The organism is Marinactinospora rubrisoli, assembly GCF_042664915.1.
Lineage (GTDB): Bacteria > Actinomycetota > Actinomycetes > Streptosporangiales > Streptosporangiaceae > Marinitenerispora > Marinitenerispora rubrisoli.
On the sequence record NZ_JBHTBH010000004.1, the window covers coordinates 318,808 to 333,843 of the forward strand.

At 72.8% G+C, this 15,036-nt stretch carries 10 protein-coding genes; 7 read left to right on the forward strand and 3 right to left on the reverse strand.

The window, feature by feature from the left end; all coding sequences use genetic code 11:
* The first annotated feature begins 11 nt into the window (after positions 1-11).
* Both ACFQRF_RS10575 and ACFQRF_RS10580 read left to right on the forward strand, forming a co-directional pair.
* Positions 12-2,540 carry a ribonucleoside-diphosphate reductase subunit alpha gene (locus ACFQRF_RS10575; RefSeq protein WP_379870835.1) on the forward strand — a complete coding sequence of 843 codons (2,529 nt, stop codon included), beginning with the start codon at positions 12-14 and terminating at the stop codon, positions 2,538-2,540.
* 125 nt (positions 2,541-2,665) lie between these two features.
* Complete coding sequence (locus ACFQRF_RS10580) at positions 2,666-3,739, forward strand: ribonucleotide-diphosphate reductase subunit beta (RefSeq protein WP_379870836.1); 1,074 nt, start codon at positions 2,666-2,668, stop codon at positions 3,737-3,739.
* Between the two features lie 126 nt (positions 3,740-3,865).
* On the opposite strand, the gene ACFQRF_RS10585 is transcribed toward ACFQRF_RS10580, so the two are convergent.
* Complete coding sequence (locus ACFQRF_RS10585; RefSeq protein WP_379870837.1) at positions 3,866-4,513, reverse strand: ankyrin repeat domain-containing protein; 648 nt, start codon at positions 4,511-4,513, stop codon at positions 3,866-3,868.
* A 405-nt stretch (positions 4,514-4,918) separates the two neighbouring features.
* Here ACFQRF_RS10585 and ACFQRF_RS10590 point away from each other — a divergent pair, with 405 nt between their 5' ends.
* The gene (locus tag ACFQRF_RS10590; RefSeq protein ID WP_379870838.1) at positions 4,919-7,492 is read left to right on the forward strand and encodes a hypothetical protein; all 2,574 of its coding nucleotides are present in this window, start codon (positions 4,919-4,921) and stop codon (positions 7,490-7,492) included.
* Between the two features lie 445 nt (positions 7,493-7,937).
* Here ACFQRF_RS10590 and ACFQRF_RS10595 read toward each other — a convergent pair whose 3' ends face one another.
* Positions 7,938-8,084, reverse strand: coding sequence for a hypothetical protein (locus ACFQRF_RS10595; RefSeq protein WP_379870839.1), 147 nt, complete (start codon positions 8,082-8,084; stop codon positions 7,938-7,940).
* 301 nt (positions 8,085-8,385) lie between these two features.
* Here ACFQRF_RS10595 and ACFQRF_RS10600 point away from each other — a divergent pair, with 301 nt between their 5' ends.
* The gene (locus ACFQRF_RS10600) at positions 8,386-11,013 is read left to right on the forward strand and encodes a hypothetical protein (protein WP_379870840.1); all 2,628 of its coding nucleotides are present in this window, start codon (positions 8,386-8,388) and stop codon (positions 11,011-11,013) included.
* Positions 11,014-11,288: 275 nt separating this feature from the next.
* Complete coding sequence (locus ACFQRF_RS10605; protein WP_379870841.1) at positions 11,289-12,107, forward strand: NAD(P)H-binding protein; 819 nt, start codon at positions 11,289-11,291, stop codon at positions 12,105-12,107.
* Between the two features lie 24 nt (positions 12,108-12,131).
* Here the strand turns inward: ACFQRF_RS10605 and ACFQRF_RS10610 are convergent, their stop codons facing one another.
* Complete coding sequence (locus tag ACFQRF_RS10610) at positions 12,132-12,464, reverse strand: hypothetical protein (RefSeq protein ID WP_379870842.1); 333 nt, start codon at positions 12,462-12,464, stop codon at positions 12,132-12,134.
* Positions 12,465-12,871: 407 nt separating this feature from the next.
* On the opposite strand from ACFQRF_RS10610, the gene ACFQRF_RS10615 reads away from it, so the two are divergent.
* Complete coding sequence (locus ACFQRF_RS10615; RefSeq protein WP_379870843.1) at positions 12,872-13,327, forward strand: pyridoxamine 5'-phosphate oxidase family protein; 456 nt, start codon at positions 12,872-12,874, stop codon at positions 13,325-13,327.
* 240 nt (positions 13,328-13,567) lie between these two features.
* The gene (locus ACFQRF_RS10620; protein WP_379870844.1) at positions 13,568-15,013 is read left to right on the forward strand and encodes a hypothetical protein; all 1,446 of its coding nucleotides are present in this window, start codon (positions 13,568-13,570) and stop codon (positions 15,011-15,013) included.
* The last annotated feature ends 23 nt before the right edge of the window (positions 15,014-15,036 follow it).

Here is a 15,036-nt window from a genome sequence, read left to right on the forward strand (position 1 = left end):
GAGACACCACCATGACCCTCGACACCGACGTCACACCGGACCGCGCCGCGGCGGCACCCCCCGCCGACCCCATGGAACGCGTGCGGTTGGTGGTCGGTGAGGCGTGTGCGGGCCTGAACGGCGCCTCGGCGGAGACCGTGCTCGCCGAGGCCAAGCGCACGCTGTACCCGGGGATCGGGGCGGCCGAACTGGAGCTCGCGCTGATCATGGCGGCGCGCACCTTCGTCGAGGCCGACCCGGACTACTCCTACGTGAGCGCCCGCCTGCTGCTGGACAAGCTGCGCCGTGAGGCGCTCACCTTCCTCGCCGGTTCCTTTGACGAGGCCGGCCAGGCCGAGATGGCCGAGCGCTACCCCGGCTACTTCGCCGACTACGTCGCCCGCGGCGTCCAGCTGGAGCAGCTCGACCCCGAGCTGGCGACCTTCGACCTCGCCCGCCTCGGCGCCGCGCTGCGGCCGGAGCGCGACCTGGACTTCACCTTCCTGGGCATGCAGACCCTGTACGACCGCTACTTCCTGCACAGCCACGGGGTACGGTACGAGCTGCCGCAGGCGTTCTTCATGCGGGTCGCCATGGGCCTGGCGCTCCGCGAGGACGACCGGAACGTCCGCGCCATCGAGTTCTACGAGCTGCTGTCCTCGTTCGACTTCATGTGCTCCACCCCGACCCTGTTCAACTCCGGCACCCGCCGCGCCCAGCTGTCGTCGTGCTTCCTCACCACGGTCGGCGACGACCTGCACGCGATCTTCCACGGCATCAGCAACAACGCGCTGCTGTCGAAGTACTCCGGCGGCCTCGGCAACGACTGGACCCCGGTCCGGGGCATGGGCGCCCACATCAAGGGCACCAACGGGCAGAGCCAGGGAGTCGTGCCGTTCCTGAAGATCGCCAACGACACCGCAGTGGCGGTCAATCAGGGAGGAAAGCGCAAGGGCGCCGTCTGCGCGTACCTGGAGACCTGGCACATCGACATCGAGGAGTTCCTCGACCTGCGCAAGAACACCGGGGACGAGCGGCGGCGCACCCACGACATGAACACCGCGAACTGGGTGCCGGACCTGTTCCTGCAGCGGGTCGAGAGCGACGCCCAGTGGACGCTGTTCTCGCCGGACGAGGTCCCCGACCTGCACGACCTGTACGGGGCGGAGTTCGCGCGGCGCTACGCCGCCTACGAGCGGGCGGCCGACGCCGGTGAGATCAAGGTGTGGCGGCGGGTGCGCGCGGTCGACCTGTGGCGGCGGATGCTCACCATGCTGTTCGAGACCGGGCACCCGTGGATCACGTTCAAGGACCCGTGCAACCTGCGCTCGCCCCAGCAGCACACCGGCGTGGTGCACTCCTCGAACCTGTGCACGGAGATCACGCTGAACACCAGCGCCGAAGAGGTCGCGGTGTGCAACCTCGGCTCGGTCAACCTGGCGCAGCACGTCACCGAGGACGGGATCGACACCGAGCGGCTGCGGCGCACGGTGCGCACCGCCGTGCGGATGCTGGACAACGTCATCGACGTGAACTTCTACACGATCCCGGAGGCCGAGCGCGCGAACCTGCGGCACCGCCCGGTGGGGCTGGGGCTCATGGGCTTCCAGGACGCGCTGTTCCGGCTCCGGCTGCCGTTCGGATCCGAAGCGGCCGTGGACTTCGCCGACGAGAGCATGGAGCTGATCAGCTACCACGCGATCGCCGCTTCGGTGGAGCTGGCGGCCGAGCGCGGGCGCTACGCCAGCTTCGAGGGGTCGCTGTGGAGCCAGGGCGTGCTGCCCATCGACTCGCTGCGGCTGCTCGCGGAGGCGCGCGGCGGTGACCTGGACGTCGACACCACCACCCGGCTGGACTGGGATGGGCTGCGCAGGCAGGTCCGCACCGTCGGCATGCGCAACTCCAACGTGATGGCGATCGCGCCGACCGCCACCATCGCCAACATCACCGGCGTGAGCCAGTCGATCGAGCCGATCTACCGCAACCTGTACGTGAAGTCCAACATGTCCGGCGACTTCACCGTCGTCAACGCCTACCTGGTCCGCGACCTCAAGGAGCGCGGGCTGTGGGACGACGAGATGGTGGCCGCCCTCAAGCTGCACGACGGCAGCCTCGGGCGGATCGAGCGCGTCCCCGACGACCTGAAGGCGCTGTACGCGACCGCGTTCGAGGTCGAGCCGTCGTGGCTGGTCGACGCGGGATCGCGGCGGCAGAAGTGGATCGACCAGGCGCAGTCCCTGAACCTCTATATGGCGGCGCCGAGCGGGCGCAAGCTCGACGAGCTGTACCGGCGTGCGTGGCGCAAGGGGCTGAAGACCACCTACTACCTGCGTTCCCAGAGCGCCACCCACGTGGAGAAGAGCACGCTCAAGGGCACCGACGGCAAGCTGAACGCGGTCGCGGCGGTCCCGGCCGCCGCGGTGGCGGCCTCGCCCGCGCCCCGGCCGGACGCCTCCGCGCGCCCGGCCCCGGCCGCGGGAGCCGGCTCCGCGCCGGAGCTCGACCTCAACGCGGGCGCGGTGTGCTCGATCGACGACCCCGACTGCGAAGCCTGCCAGTAGCAGTCCCCACCCGTTCCGGGCCGGTCCGCCGCCGGCCCGGAGCGGCACGGCCAGGCCCGACCCGGCGGAGCGGTGGCCCGGTCTCCGGGCCCGCCGCTCCGCCCCACCACGGACGAGAAGAACTGATGACCAGCGTTTCCGAACCCGACACCACCGGCCTCGGCGAGATCCAGAGCGGCGCCGCGCGCGTCAATGTGGACGACAAGGCCATGATCAACGCCCGGGCCGACGTCAACCAGCTGCTCCCGCTGAAGTACCGGTGGGCGTGGGACAAGTACCTCGCCGCGTGCAACAACCACTGGATGCCCACCGAGGTGGCGATGCAGGCCGACATCGCGCTGTGGAAGTCCCGCGATGGGCTCACCGACGACGAGCGGCTCATGCTCCGGCGCAACCTCGGCTTCTTCGCCACCGCGGAGTCGCTGGTGGCGAACAACATCGTGCTGGCCGTCTACCGGCACCTCACCAACCCCGAGTGCCGGCAGTACCTGCTGCGCCAGGCGTTCGAGGAGGCGGTGCACACCCACACCTTCCAGTACATCTGCGAGAGCCTGGGCCTGGACGAGGGCGAGCTCTTCAACATGTACCGCGAGATCCCCTCGATCACCGAGAAGGACGCGTGGGCCCTGCGCTACACCCAGAACCTGGAGAACCCGGAGTTCGCGACCGGCACCCCCGAGGCCGACCAGGCGTTCCTGCGCGACCTCGTGGCGTTCTACGTGGTGTTCGAGGGGATGTGGTTCTACACCGGGTTCGCGCAGATCCTGTCGCTCGGCCGCCGTAACAAGATGGTGGGCATCGCCGAGCAGTACCAGTACATCCTGCGCGACGAGTCGATCCACCTGAACTTCGGCATCGACGTCATCAACCAGATCAAGATCGAGAACCCGCACCTGTGGGGCGAGGAGTTCCAGGCCGAGGTGCGCACCATGCTCACCGAGGCGTGCGAGCTGGAGGTCGCCTACGGGCGGGAGACCATGCCGCGCGGCATCCTGGGGCTCAACGCCGAGCTGTGCGAGCAGTACATGCACTTCATCACGAACCGGCGGGCGGAGCAGATCGGACTCGCGCCGATCTTCCCGGAGACGGAGAACCCGTTCCCCTGGATGTCGGAGATGATGGACCTGAAGAAGGAGAAGAACTTCTTCGAGACCCGCGTGATCGAGTACCAGACCGGCGGCGGACTCGACTGGGACTAGGCACCCCCCTCACACCGCCGTTGTGAATCGGCCCGGACTGACTGGTGCGCAGTCCGGGCCGATATTCGTATCGGGGCGGATCGGAGTGCCGACGCGGAGGGCATGGCACCGCGCCGGGCCGCCCGATCAGCCGCCGCCGCTCGGTGCCGTGCGGGCCGCGGCGGCGAGCCGGTCGGCGAGCTCGGAGTGACCGCGGTGGCGGGCCAGCTCCGCGGGGGTCCGGTCCCAGTAGGTCCGCGCCGGGTCCGCGCCCGCGGCGAGCAGCAGTTCGGCGCACTCGCGCTCGCCGTACTCCGCGGCGGCCATGAGCGCCGTATAGCCGTCGGGTTCGCAGGCGTCGACGTCGGCGCCCGCCGCGAGCAGCAGCCGGACCCCCGGTGCGTTCCCGTACTCGGCGAACCGCAGCAGCGGACGCCAGCCCGCGCGCGGTTCCCGCGCCTCGGGGTCCGCTCCGGCGGCCAGCAGGGCGGCCACGACGCCCGGGTGCGCCTCTATGGCGTTGAGCAGCGGCGTGAACCCCTTGGTGTCGCGTGCGTTGACCTCGGCGCCGGAGTCCAGCAGCAGGGTGACCGCGTCGAGTCGGCTGGAGGCGGCCGCCGCGTGCAGCGCGGTCCAGTTCCGATCATCGCCCTCCCCGATCGGGGTGCCGGCCGCCAGCAGGCGGGTCAGCTCGGCGGTGTCCCCCAGGGCGGCGGCCCGGACGAACGGCGGCAGTTCGTGCGCCCACTCGGCCAGCCGCGCCCGCATGCCGTCCAGTCCGTCGACCTCGCTCATCCCCGCATCGTCGTCCACGGCCACCGCGCGGCGCAAGGTGCCTCCTCGGTGGTCCCCGCGCGCGGGGCCGCGCGGTCGCTCTCCGGTCGTTCACAGCCTGTCGATTCCGGTGGCCGGCGCGTCCGTGCAGAGGTGAGCCTGAACGCATGGAACCGACCGTCCACACCCGGCGTCCGAACCTCCGCTTCCGGCGGCGCGGTACCGATTCGCTCGCCAGGGGCCCGTCCCGGCTGTCGGACCGCCGCGCTACGGTGCGGGGCACGCTCGTCCGTTCCCGGCCACGGAGGCGGTGTTGTCCGTTCCCGGCCACGGAGGTCGTGTTGTCCGTTCCCGGCCACGGAGGCGGCTCACCGCCAGGTCGCCGCTCCCGTCCCACTCCGGCACCGCACCAAAGGAGTTCCTCGCATGCCCACGACGGCCAACGTCCACGCGATCCGCGAGCTTCTCGGCGCGGCCGGGCCACAGGACTGGACCCGGCAGGTCGCGGGCGCCGGTGACGTGCTCGGCTCCGCACTGGAAGTGGTGCTTCGGGACCACGCCTGGCGGCTGCCCGTCGAGCTGGCCGACGCCGTGCTGGCCGCCGGGGACATCAGGCTGATCGATGGTCTGCTCCGTGCCGCCGAGGTCCCGAGGGACGGCGACCTCACGAACGCCGCCGACCGCGTGGCGCGCCGGGCGCTGCGGCGGCGGCTCGCCGCGAGCGGGCATCCGCGGGTCGCGCGGCGCATCCTGGACCGCGACTCCCCATGGCGGCTCCGCGAGCGGCGCGCGGTGCTGGCCACCGCCCGTGCCGACGACCCCGGGTGGACGTCGCAGAGCGGAGTGGTCTCCTGGCTGCTGGCGCAGGGGAGTCCGCGGGTGCTGCGCGCCGGCGTGGTCTGCGAGCTGCCGGGTGTCGCCCGGCACGTGCTGGAGCGGGTCGGCGCGGAGCTGCTCCCCGCTGAACAACTGCGCGCCCTGTGGACCGTCCACGAACACGACGGTGGGCTCCCCGCGTTGCGGACGCTCGAAGCGGGCGGACCGCCGGCCGAGACCGCCGCGCTCCTGGAGCGTGTTACCGCGACCGACGACACCGCGCCGCTGCGCGCCGCACTGGCCGAGGCCGAAGGCACGCCTGGCGCCATCTCCGAACTACGGGACACGACCCTGCACCTCCGCGGCGAATTGCTGGAGCTTCGCGACACGCTCGACTGGCCGGCGGTGACCGAGGCGGCCCGTGAGAAGCGGTTCGACGAGGAGGCCACCCGCCTCCTCGCCGGGCGGGACGACTGTCCCGAGGAGACGAGCGTCCAGCTCTTCGCGGCGCGGCCGGAGGCGGTGGCCGGGCACGCGGCCCGGATCGGCCCGCGGCTGCTCACCGCGCCTCCGGCCGGCGCCGCGGGGGCCAAGCACGTCCGCACCATGGTCCGGCGCGGCTTCGGCAACGGGGCGACCGGCACCGACCTGCTGGAGCACGCGCGCCCTGCCGGTGCCGTGCTGGAGGCCGCCCGCCAGCGCCCGGACGGCCCGCGGCGGGCCCAGGAGACCTGGGACGACTTCACCGCCGCCCTCGGCACACTGGTCGCGGACCGGCTCGGTGCCGATCCCGAACGGTGGCGGGTGCTGCGCGCCCGGCTGAAGACGTTCAAGGGCACCGTGGCCGAACTTCTCGACGAGGTCGCCGCGGGCGGCGGCCGGCCGCCCAAGCCGGGCTGGCCGGACGGCGGCGCCATGCCGGAGCCCGGCCGTGCCGCCTCGCCCAGCGGCGCGCGCGCCGCGTTCCTCACCCTGCTCAACGCGGCACCGGACGACCACCTGGACCTGCTGCGGCACGTGGACGACCGGACCGTGTACGACCTGCTCGCGCACGGCACATGGCGGCCCGGCTGGCTGGACTTCGCCGTCGCGTCCGGCAACGGCAGGTACGCCGCCGCGCTGGCCCGGCGCGGCTCGCTCGACACCGAGGGCATCGACCGCCTCATGCGGCGGGACGACCCGGCGATCAACGCCCAGCTGTTCCTGCGCGCCAACGCCACCGCACCACAGCGCGAGCGGCTGCTCTCCGGACGGCCCTTCGACCCCGCGCGCGCCACCCCGCTGCCGCTCGACCCCGCCCTGGTCGCGCACCTGCTCAAGCGCTCCGGCGGCTGGCGTCCCCGAGACCCGATGGACTGCGCCGACCCGCGCCTGCAGCGGCACATCCTGCGGCACATCCGGGTGCGCGGCGTGGGGCCACAGCTCCGCCTGCTGCTCAACACCTGGGAACGCCACGGTCCCGCCGAGGTCGCGGCGCTGATCGGGGAGGACCTGAAGCCGGTGACCTACTCCCGCAACCCGTTCCGCCGTGAGACGAAGGCGCTGGTGAAGAAGCTGCTCGCCGCCAAGGACCCCGATGCCGCCCTCGCCGACCTGCGCCGGACGGTGGCCGAGGGAGAGACCGCGGAGTGGCAGATCGCCGCCATCCGCAAGGAACAGTGGGACAACGCCGAGCTCTACCGGGAGGCACACCCCTGGCACTGGGACGAGCTGCGGAAGGAACACCGGCGCGAGCCGTTCTCCGCCATGAGCCTGGCCGGCCTGGCCAACATCCCCGAGTGCCCGGCGAGTCTGCGCCACGAGGCCGCGCGCACGAAACCCTTGCGCGAGCAGTGGCGCACGGTGGCCTACGCTCGGATGGACTCCGGCCAGCCGCTCCCCGAGCAACTGAGCGCCCCCAGCGGTGCCGCTCCAGAGGCGAGCGGCACCGCCCCCGACCGGGTCGGCGACCGGGAGCGGGCCGACTGGCGGGCGTGGCTGGCCGGCGGGATCCCCGCCGAGGTGGCGCTTGCCCAGCTCCCCGAGCACCCGGCTGCGGAGACCGGCCGCGCGGAACTCGCCGCGCTGCTGCGCGACACCCTGGACGGCCGCCCCGAGGCGTGGGCGCTGGCGCTGCGCATGCTCCCCGACTTCCCCGGCTCGGTCGCCGAACTGCTGCGCACCGCCACGACGGCGGCGTCCTGACCGTGCCCGGCTCCTCCTGGACCGGTTGTGCCGGGCACCCGCACCACGCCCGGCCGGTCCACGAACGAACCGGCCGGGTGTCCCTGCCCACGGCACCGTCATCTCTGAATTTTCGCTGGTCACTCTGCCCATCCTCGGCCTGCCGGCGCAGGCCACGCTCCGCGATCGTCCCGCCCCGCCACCTCGCGGTCCTCGCCGCGGGGGTGGCGCTCACGGGAGCGCTGGTGGGGGTGGTGGCCGGAGCGGCGGCGTGCGGCACCGGGGCCGGGAACCGGCCCCGTCAAGGTGTCCGCCGGTCCCGATTCGGCGGTGTTCGCCGACTCGCTGGTCCGGCTGCTTCGATCGCTGCGGACTGTGCGATCAGGAGGCTGGAACCATGACGGCGTACACCGGTAGTGGCTCCGTGCCGCCAGGCGTCGCCCACCCGGAGACGGCCGCCCGTGCGCTACGCGGAATCCGTGACCTTCTGGCCACCGGCTCGGCAGATCGCGAACGGTTCGAGATCCTGGTCGAGGGAGGCGGAGACCAGGCGCTCGTCCTGCCGCGTCAGGTGGTCGAACCGCTCGCTCAGGTAGTCGGAGCGATGGCGCATGGCACACCGAGTCGTCAAGAACCGCCGGCTCGCATCCTGCGGCCAAGTGTGGGCTCGCACCGCTCTGCGCGCGTCGCCCGGAGCTCGCGCGCACCACAAGCGCCGACGCGAAGCCGGAGATCGCCACGGCTCAGCCCGGCGCAACCCGTTCAACAAGCTCCCGGGCCGTTTCTACCACTGCCCGCGAACCCGCCAGACCTACAGCGGATGCCGGGCCTTCTCGCAGCCTGCACAAGCCCTCGCGGCTTGACTCGGGCACGTGAGATGTCTCCCGGGCCGCCCGACCACTCATGGAGAACCCATGGACACCGCCGCCCGCAACGCCGTCGGCCCGCTGCTTGCCGCCGCCCCGGCACAGGACTGGCAACGGCAACTCAATGGTGCCAAGGACGTCATCGCGACGGGACTGCGCGCCTGCCGGCTCCCGTCCGGGCTGATCCACGCGGTGGTGGACAGCGGTGATCCGGCGCTCATGGCCGAAGTGGCGAAGAACCCGAACCTCGCCGCGCAGCCGGAGAGCCTTGACCGGCTGATCGACGCGGTCGTCTCCGCTCCTGGCGACGGTGAGGGGCCATCCGATGTCCTGAACGCCCTACTTTTCACCAACTCGGTGGTGGAGCGGATCCCGGCGGTGCGGGAGCGGCTGGCCGCCTCCGGGCACCCCGCCATGCTGGAGAAGGCGCTGCCGGGGAACCAGGAGGAAGACGCCCCCTGGAGCCTGCGCTTGCGGCGTCAGATCCTTTCCTCGGTCCAGGTGGATCCGGCCACGTCCGGGCGTCGCCGCATGCTGGCCCACGCCCTTGCGAGGTGGAACGTGCGGTGGGCGCGGGCCGCCGTCACGTGCTCGGACCCGGCCATGGTGCGTGCGACGCTGGCCGCGTTCGGCGGCGAGCTCTCCCGTGCCGAGCAACTGCGGGCCGCGCTGTCCCTCTACGAGCACGACGGCGCCGCCGCCCTGGCGTCGCTCGGCGACGTGGCCCTGCGGCCGGAGACCGCCGACCTCGTCCGCCGGGTCGCCGCCACCGACGACGCCGAGGCGCTGCGCCGGGCGGTCGCCGAGGCGGAGGGAACCGCCGGCGTCCTGGAGGAGCTGTACGAGCCCGATCTCGCTGACCGCGCCGAACTGCTGGACCTGCGCGATTCACTGGACTGGCCGGCGGTCCTGGCCGCGGTGCGCGCCCGGCCGCTGGACGCCGCCGCCGCGGCGGCGCTGACCGCCCGGGCCGACTGCCCGGACGAGGTGCGCGACGCCTGCTACGCCACCCAGCCGCTGGCCGTCGCCGAACACACCCCGCGGCCCGATCTTCGGCTGCTCACCGCCGACTGTGTCCCGCAAGGGCGTGCCGAGGCGGTCCGGGCCGTCATCCGGCGCGCGCTGGGGCGTGACGTCACGGGGGCCGAACTGCTGGCGAACTGCCGTCCGGCCGTGGCGGCACTCGCGGAGGCCGGCCGGACACGGGAGGCGGACGGCCCTGCCGAAACGGCGTGGCGGGAGTTCACCGCCGGTCTGGCCAAGCTGGCCGAGGACCGGCTCGGGAGCGACCTCGCCCGGTGGCGGGCGGCACGGGCGCTCCTGGCGGACTTCGCCGGCAGCGTTCCGGAACTGCTGGACGCTGCGGCAGCCGCGTCCGGTGACGGGGCCGGGGCCTGGCCCGACGCGGACCCGGTGCCCGCCGACGGCGTCGGACTGCCGCCGGTCGACGTCCGTACGGCGTTCCAGACCCTTCTCGACCTCGCCTCCTTCACGACGCTCACCGCCCTGCGCCCGCTCGTCGACGGCCAGACGGCCCAGGACATGCTGGTCACCGGCAGATGGCGCCCCGAGTGGATCTCCTGGGCGCTGGAACCCGGCCGCACCGCGGAGCTACGGCTGCTCGCGGGCCGGCCCGGCCTCCACCCGGACGAGATCGAACGCCTCGCCGCCCTGGACGACCCCGAGGTCAACGCGGCGCTCTTCTTCCAGAACCACCTCACCTCTGAGCAGCGCCGCCGCATGCTGTGCGGCCGACCGTTCGGCCCGGCGCGGTGTTCTCCGGAGGAAAGGACCACACCGGTTCCGCTGCACCCGGTCTTGCTGCGGCGGCTGCTCGACGGTCCGTACCCGTGGCAGCCGCAGGACGCCCTCGACTGCGCCGACCTGCGGCTGCAGCACCACATCATGCGGACGGTGTACGTGATCGGCCGCATCCCGCAACTGCGTCTGATGCTCAACGTGTGGGAACGGCACGGCCGGCACGCGCTGGCCCGGCTGATGTCCGAGGCGCCCATCTGCTACAGCACCTACAACGAGTCCCGTACGACCGTCGAATGCCTGCTGGCACGGCCCGACACCGACGCCGCCCTCGCCGAGCTGCGGGCGGAGGTCACCCGCGGCGAGAGCGCCGAGGGGCAGATCGCGGCGTTCCGGAAGGAGCGGCGGGACCGCGCGGTGTACGTCACCGAGACTCACGTCTGGCAGTGGGAGGCGTTGCTCGCCGAGCACCGGCGTGCGCCGTTCACACCGGACGTGATCGGCATGATGCAGCGCATTCCCGGGTGCCCGGCCGAGATCAGCGCCGAAAAGGTGCTGTTCGGGCGGGAGGCCAAGCAGTACAGCAAGCTGATGAAAGGCGTGCCGGCGGCCGACGTCCTCGCCGAGTACGACGCCGGGCTCGCGGACCGCGTCGGCGAAAACTGGCTCGGCAAGGCGATCGACGCCGGCCGGGTCACCTGGGCCGAGGCGCTGGAGCACGGCCGCCCCGCCCGCGCGGTGCTCGCTCAGCTCGGAAAGCACGACCACGAGGAGCGCGGGGGGAGCGAGCTCAGCGCGCTGGTCAAGGCCACCGTCGCCGGTGATCCCGATGCCTGGACGCTGGCGCTGCGCATGCTTCCGGACTTTCCCGGCCCGGTGGCCGAGCTGCTGCGCACCGCGGCGACGGCCGTCCGGTGACGGTCCGCGGTCAGGACCCGGCCGCCACGGCCGCGCCGCGCAGTGGGTGGGCGCGCAGCCGGTCGCGGATCCCGGCGTAGCGGCCCCGCCCACCGCGGCGATCGTGGCGATCGTGGTGGAGATCGCCGGCGCGTTCGCGGCGGCGCGCAGCCGCGCGCGGTTGGCGTCGACGCGCGGCGCGATCAGGGCGGCAGCCTCCCCGCCGCCGACCGGCCGGCTAATTCTCCGCCGGTTCCTGACGCGCGCTGGCAGGAAACCCTGATTCACTGCCGATCATGAACACGGCTCCGATTCTGGTGCTCGGCGCCACGGGCAGCACCGGCCGGCGGGTGGCCGGCCTGCTCCGTGCCGCCGGCCATCCGGTGCGCGCCGCCGCGCGGCACGGCGACGTGCGTTTCGACTGGACCGACCCCACCACCTGGGAGCCCACCGTGTCCGGGGTGGCGCGGATGTACCTCATGGCGCCGCACGAGCTGCCGGTCGACCCGGCGTTCGTCCGGTGCGCCGTCGAGAGCGGCGTGCGGCGGCTGGTGCTGCTCTCCAGCCAGGGCATCGAGGTCATGGGCGACGAGCGGCTGATGGCGGCCGAACGGACCGTGCGGGAGTCCGGCGCCGACTGGACCGTGCTGCGGCCCGACTGGTTCAACCAGAACTTCGACGAGGGCGTGTTCCGCGCCGACGTCCTGGCCGGCGAGCTGACACTGCCGCTGGGCGGCCTCCGTCAGGCGTTCGTGGACGCCGCCGACATCGCCGCCGTGGCCGCCGCGGCGCTCACGGAGGATGGGCATACCGGCCGTAGCTACGACATCTCCGGCCCGGAGGCGCTCTCGTTCGCCGAGGCCCTGGCGATCGTGGGCCGTGCGGCCGGCCGGGAGATCCGGTTCCGTGGCGCCCCGGAGGATTACGTCGCGGCGCGGGTGGCCGACGGCGCGCCGGAGGCGGAAGCGCGTCAGGAGGCCGCGGCGTTCGCGGCGCTGCGAGAGTCGGGCGACGCCACCCCCAGCGACGTGGTGCGGCGGGTGACCGGACGCGGACCGAAGAGCTTCGCGGACTACGCCGCCGAGGCGGCCGCCCGGGGCGCCTGGCGGGCGTGACCGGCGCGCGGTGCCCGGCGGGCGTCATCGTCCGCCGGGTTCCCGCCGTTCGCCGCGCACGTTCCGGTCAGCGCCAGCGTCCTCCAGCAGGTCCCGCACCTCCACGGCCAGGAGCCGATGAACGCCGACGGCGGCCGGTCCCGGTCCCTTGACCGCTGGGCCGGCCATGACTCCGTCGGCGGCCCGTAGAGCGGTGCAGTCGGCCTTGCCCTGCCCGGCGGCCATGGGGGACCTGGGCGCGGCCAACGGCCGGTGGCGCCCGACCGCGCCCGGGCGCTGCCCGTCGCGCTCGCCATCGCGGATCAGGTCCTGCTGGATCCGCTCGACGTTCTCGCCGTCGGGGCGGCGGCGTGGCACGGTGTGGAGCATTCATTCGCGCGGTATCGCCGTCTCCACGCCGCAGCTCGGCACGTTGGCTCAGGGGAGGACGGCGATGAAGTACGCCACCGATTCTCCTTGCGCCCTCTGCGGAGCCCCGGCGGCATACGCCTGGCGAGATGCTCGAACGCGGCTTCGTCCGCGTCCGGAGGAAGCGCCGCGAACTCCCCGTCCGTTTCCTCGGGTTCGCTGAACAGTTCGCGAAACCCCTCGGAGGACCTCTCGCTGAGAATGGCCGAGCAGACTCATCAGCGAGGATCGCCGTCTTTCGGAACGGCCGTGGGAGATCCCAGGACGGCGACCGTACCGGCCTCCTGCCGGCGGCCGAGGTCGGAGTACCGGCGGCTACTGGGAATGGTGACGGGACCGCGGAGGTTGAGCAGACCATGACCCAACGCCCGGCCCCTCGCCCCTTATCCGACGACGCGCTTTCCGCCCTGCTAGGCGGCCAGCGGTTCGGAGTCCTCGCCACGGTCCGCCGCAGTGGCCATCCGCACCTGACCACGATGGTCTACAGCTGGGACCCAGAGGCCCGCATCGTGCGGTTCTCCACGACGGCCGACCGCAGCAAGGTCACGCACCTGCGGCGCGACCCACGCGCGGCGCTGCATGTTCAGGGCGGCGACGTGTGGTCGTACGCCGTCGCCGAGGGCGAAGCCGAGGTCTCCGAGCCCACCGCCGTTCCCGGCGACGCGGTCGGGCGGGAGCTGCTGGCGATCGTCCCGGCGGAGCGGCCGGAGGACGAGGCCGCGTTCCTGGAGGAGCTGGTCGCCGAACGCCGTGTCGTCATCCGTCTGAAGGTCGATCGGCTGTACGGGCTAGCGCTGGACTTCACCGGCTAGATCGGTGCGACGGCCCCTGAACCGGCTACGACCCCCGGCAACGATCCACGCGTGTTCGGCTGGTTCCGGGGCATCCGGGGCAGGTGACGGCGTCGGACGGCGTGCCGCCCGGGGCAGGTGACGGCCTCGGGTCGGCGGGCTCTTCGATGCCGGCGGAGCCGCGCGGGTGCACGGTCCGTTCTGTCGGTGTTGCCCGCTACTGTGCTGGCACAGGCCCACGGCAGCGAGCAATGAGACGGGGTGGACGCCGTGCAGCAGGCCGCCCACACGGCACCGCCGGGACCGGCGAGGCGGACGATCGACCTCACGGACCGCCGGGCGCTCGCGGCCGAGTGCGATGCCGGGCCCGGTGTGATCACCGAGGCGCGCCGTCTCAAAGAGGCGGCGCTGCTCGACTTCGGGATCAGGCACAGCGTGGTCGCGTCCTGGCTGTACGCCAAGTGCCACCACCAGATCGCCACAACGGCCATCCCCACCGCTGCGGTAGCGGCATCCGGCGACGGAAGCTGCGTCCTGCTGTACAACCCGCGGTTCCTGGTCGACATCGGCCTGGACGGGACGAAGTTCGTGCTGTTCCACGAGGCCCGGCACCTCGTGCAACGCCACCTCCACGTTGACGACGAGTTGCGCGGCGACCCGGTCTTCACGCTCGCCACCGAGGTGACGATCAACCACGTGGCACTGGAACGGCTGGAGCGCACCGGCCTGCCCACCGTTTCCGCGGCCGACGGTACCGGCCGGGACCCGGTCGGGGTCGACCCGCGGGCCGTCCACTCCGCCTACGTCGCGGACCTGACCGCGCAGGGCCGCGACCCGCTGCCCTACCGGGAGTTCGTCCGCACCGATCTGTCGGTCTACGGCGAACTGCGGCGGATGTCCGCGCCGCCGGTGCCCGAGGCCGGCCGGTGCGTCCACCTGGCGGGGCCGGGCGGCGTCCCGCTCGACCAGGAGACCGTGGAGCGCGTCGGCGCCGACGTCCTCGCCGAGGTCATGCGCCAGGCGCGGTGCGGCAACGGTACCGCCCGCCGCGAACTGCTCGACCTCGCCGACCGCACCGAGGGCGGCGGCGAGCGCCTGGAGCGCATGTGGGGCTCGCTCGGCCTCGCCGCGCTGCGCGGGCAGACCCCTCGCACCCGCCGCGTCGACTGGTGGAAACGCTGGCTCGTGGACACCCTCGCCTCGAAGCTCCGCGACGGCGAGCGGCTGATCTACCCCAAGAAGCTCGGCGCGGTCATGCTCTCGCTCGGCTTCGACCCGATGCTGTCCCGCCGTGGCCGGGAACGCACCAAGGTCGTCCTCGTCGCCATCGACACCTCCGGCTCCATGCCGGACCGCGTGGTGGAGTGGCTGACGACGCTGGTCGGGCAGACCGACGGTGTCGAGTCGCACTGGCTGAGTTTCGACGGCATGGTCATGCCCTTCGCCCCCGGTGAACGCGTCCGCGGCGGTGGCGGCACCAACTTCCAGAACGTCGTCGACTACGCCGAGGGCCGTATCGAGGTCGGCGGGCGGCGGTTCGAGGAGCGCCCGGACGCGGTGATCATGGTGACCGACGGCCATGCCCCGCACGTCACCCCCGCCGACCCCGACCGGTGGATCTGGCTGATCACCGAGAACGGCGACACCTGGCCGGAACGCCACCACCCCCCGATGGCCTGCCACCGGGTGACCACCGGCGACCGCTGATCCCCCCGCGATCACATCCCCAC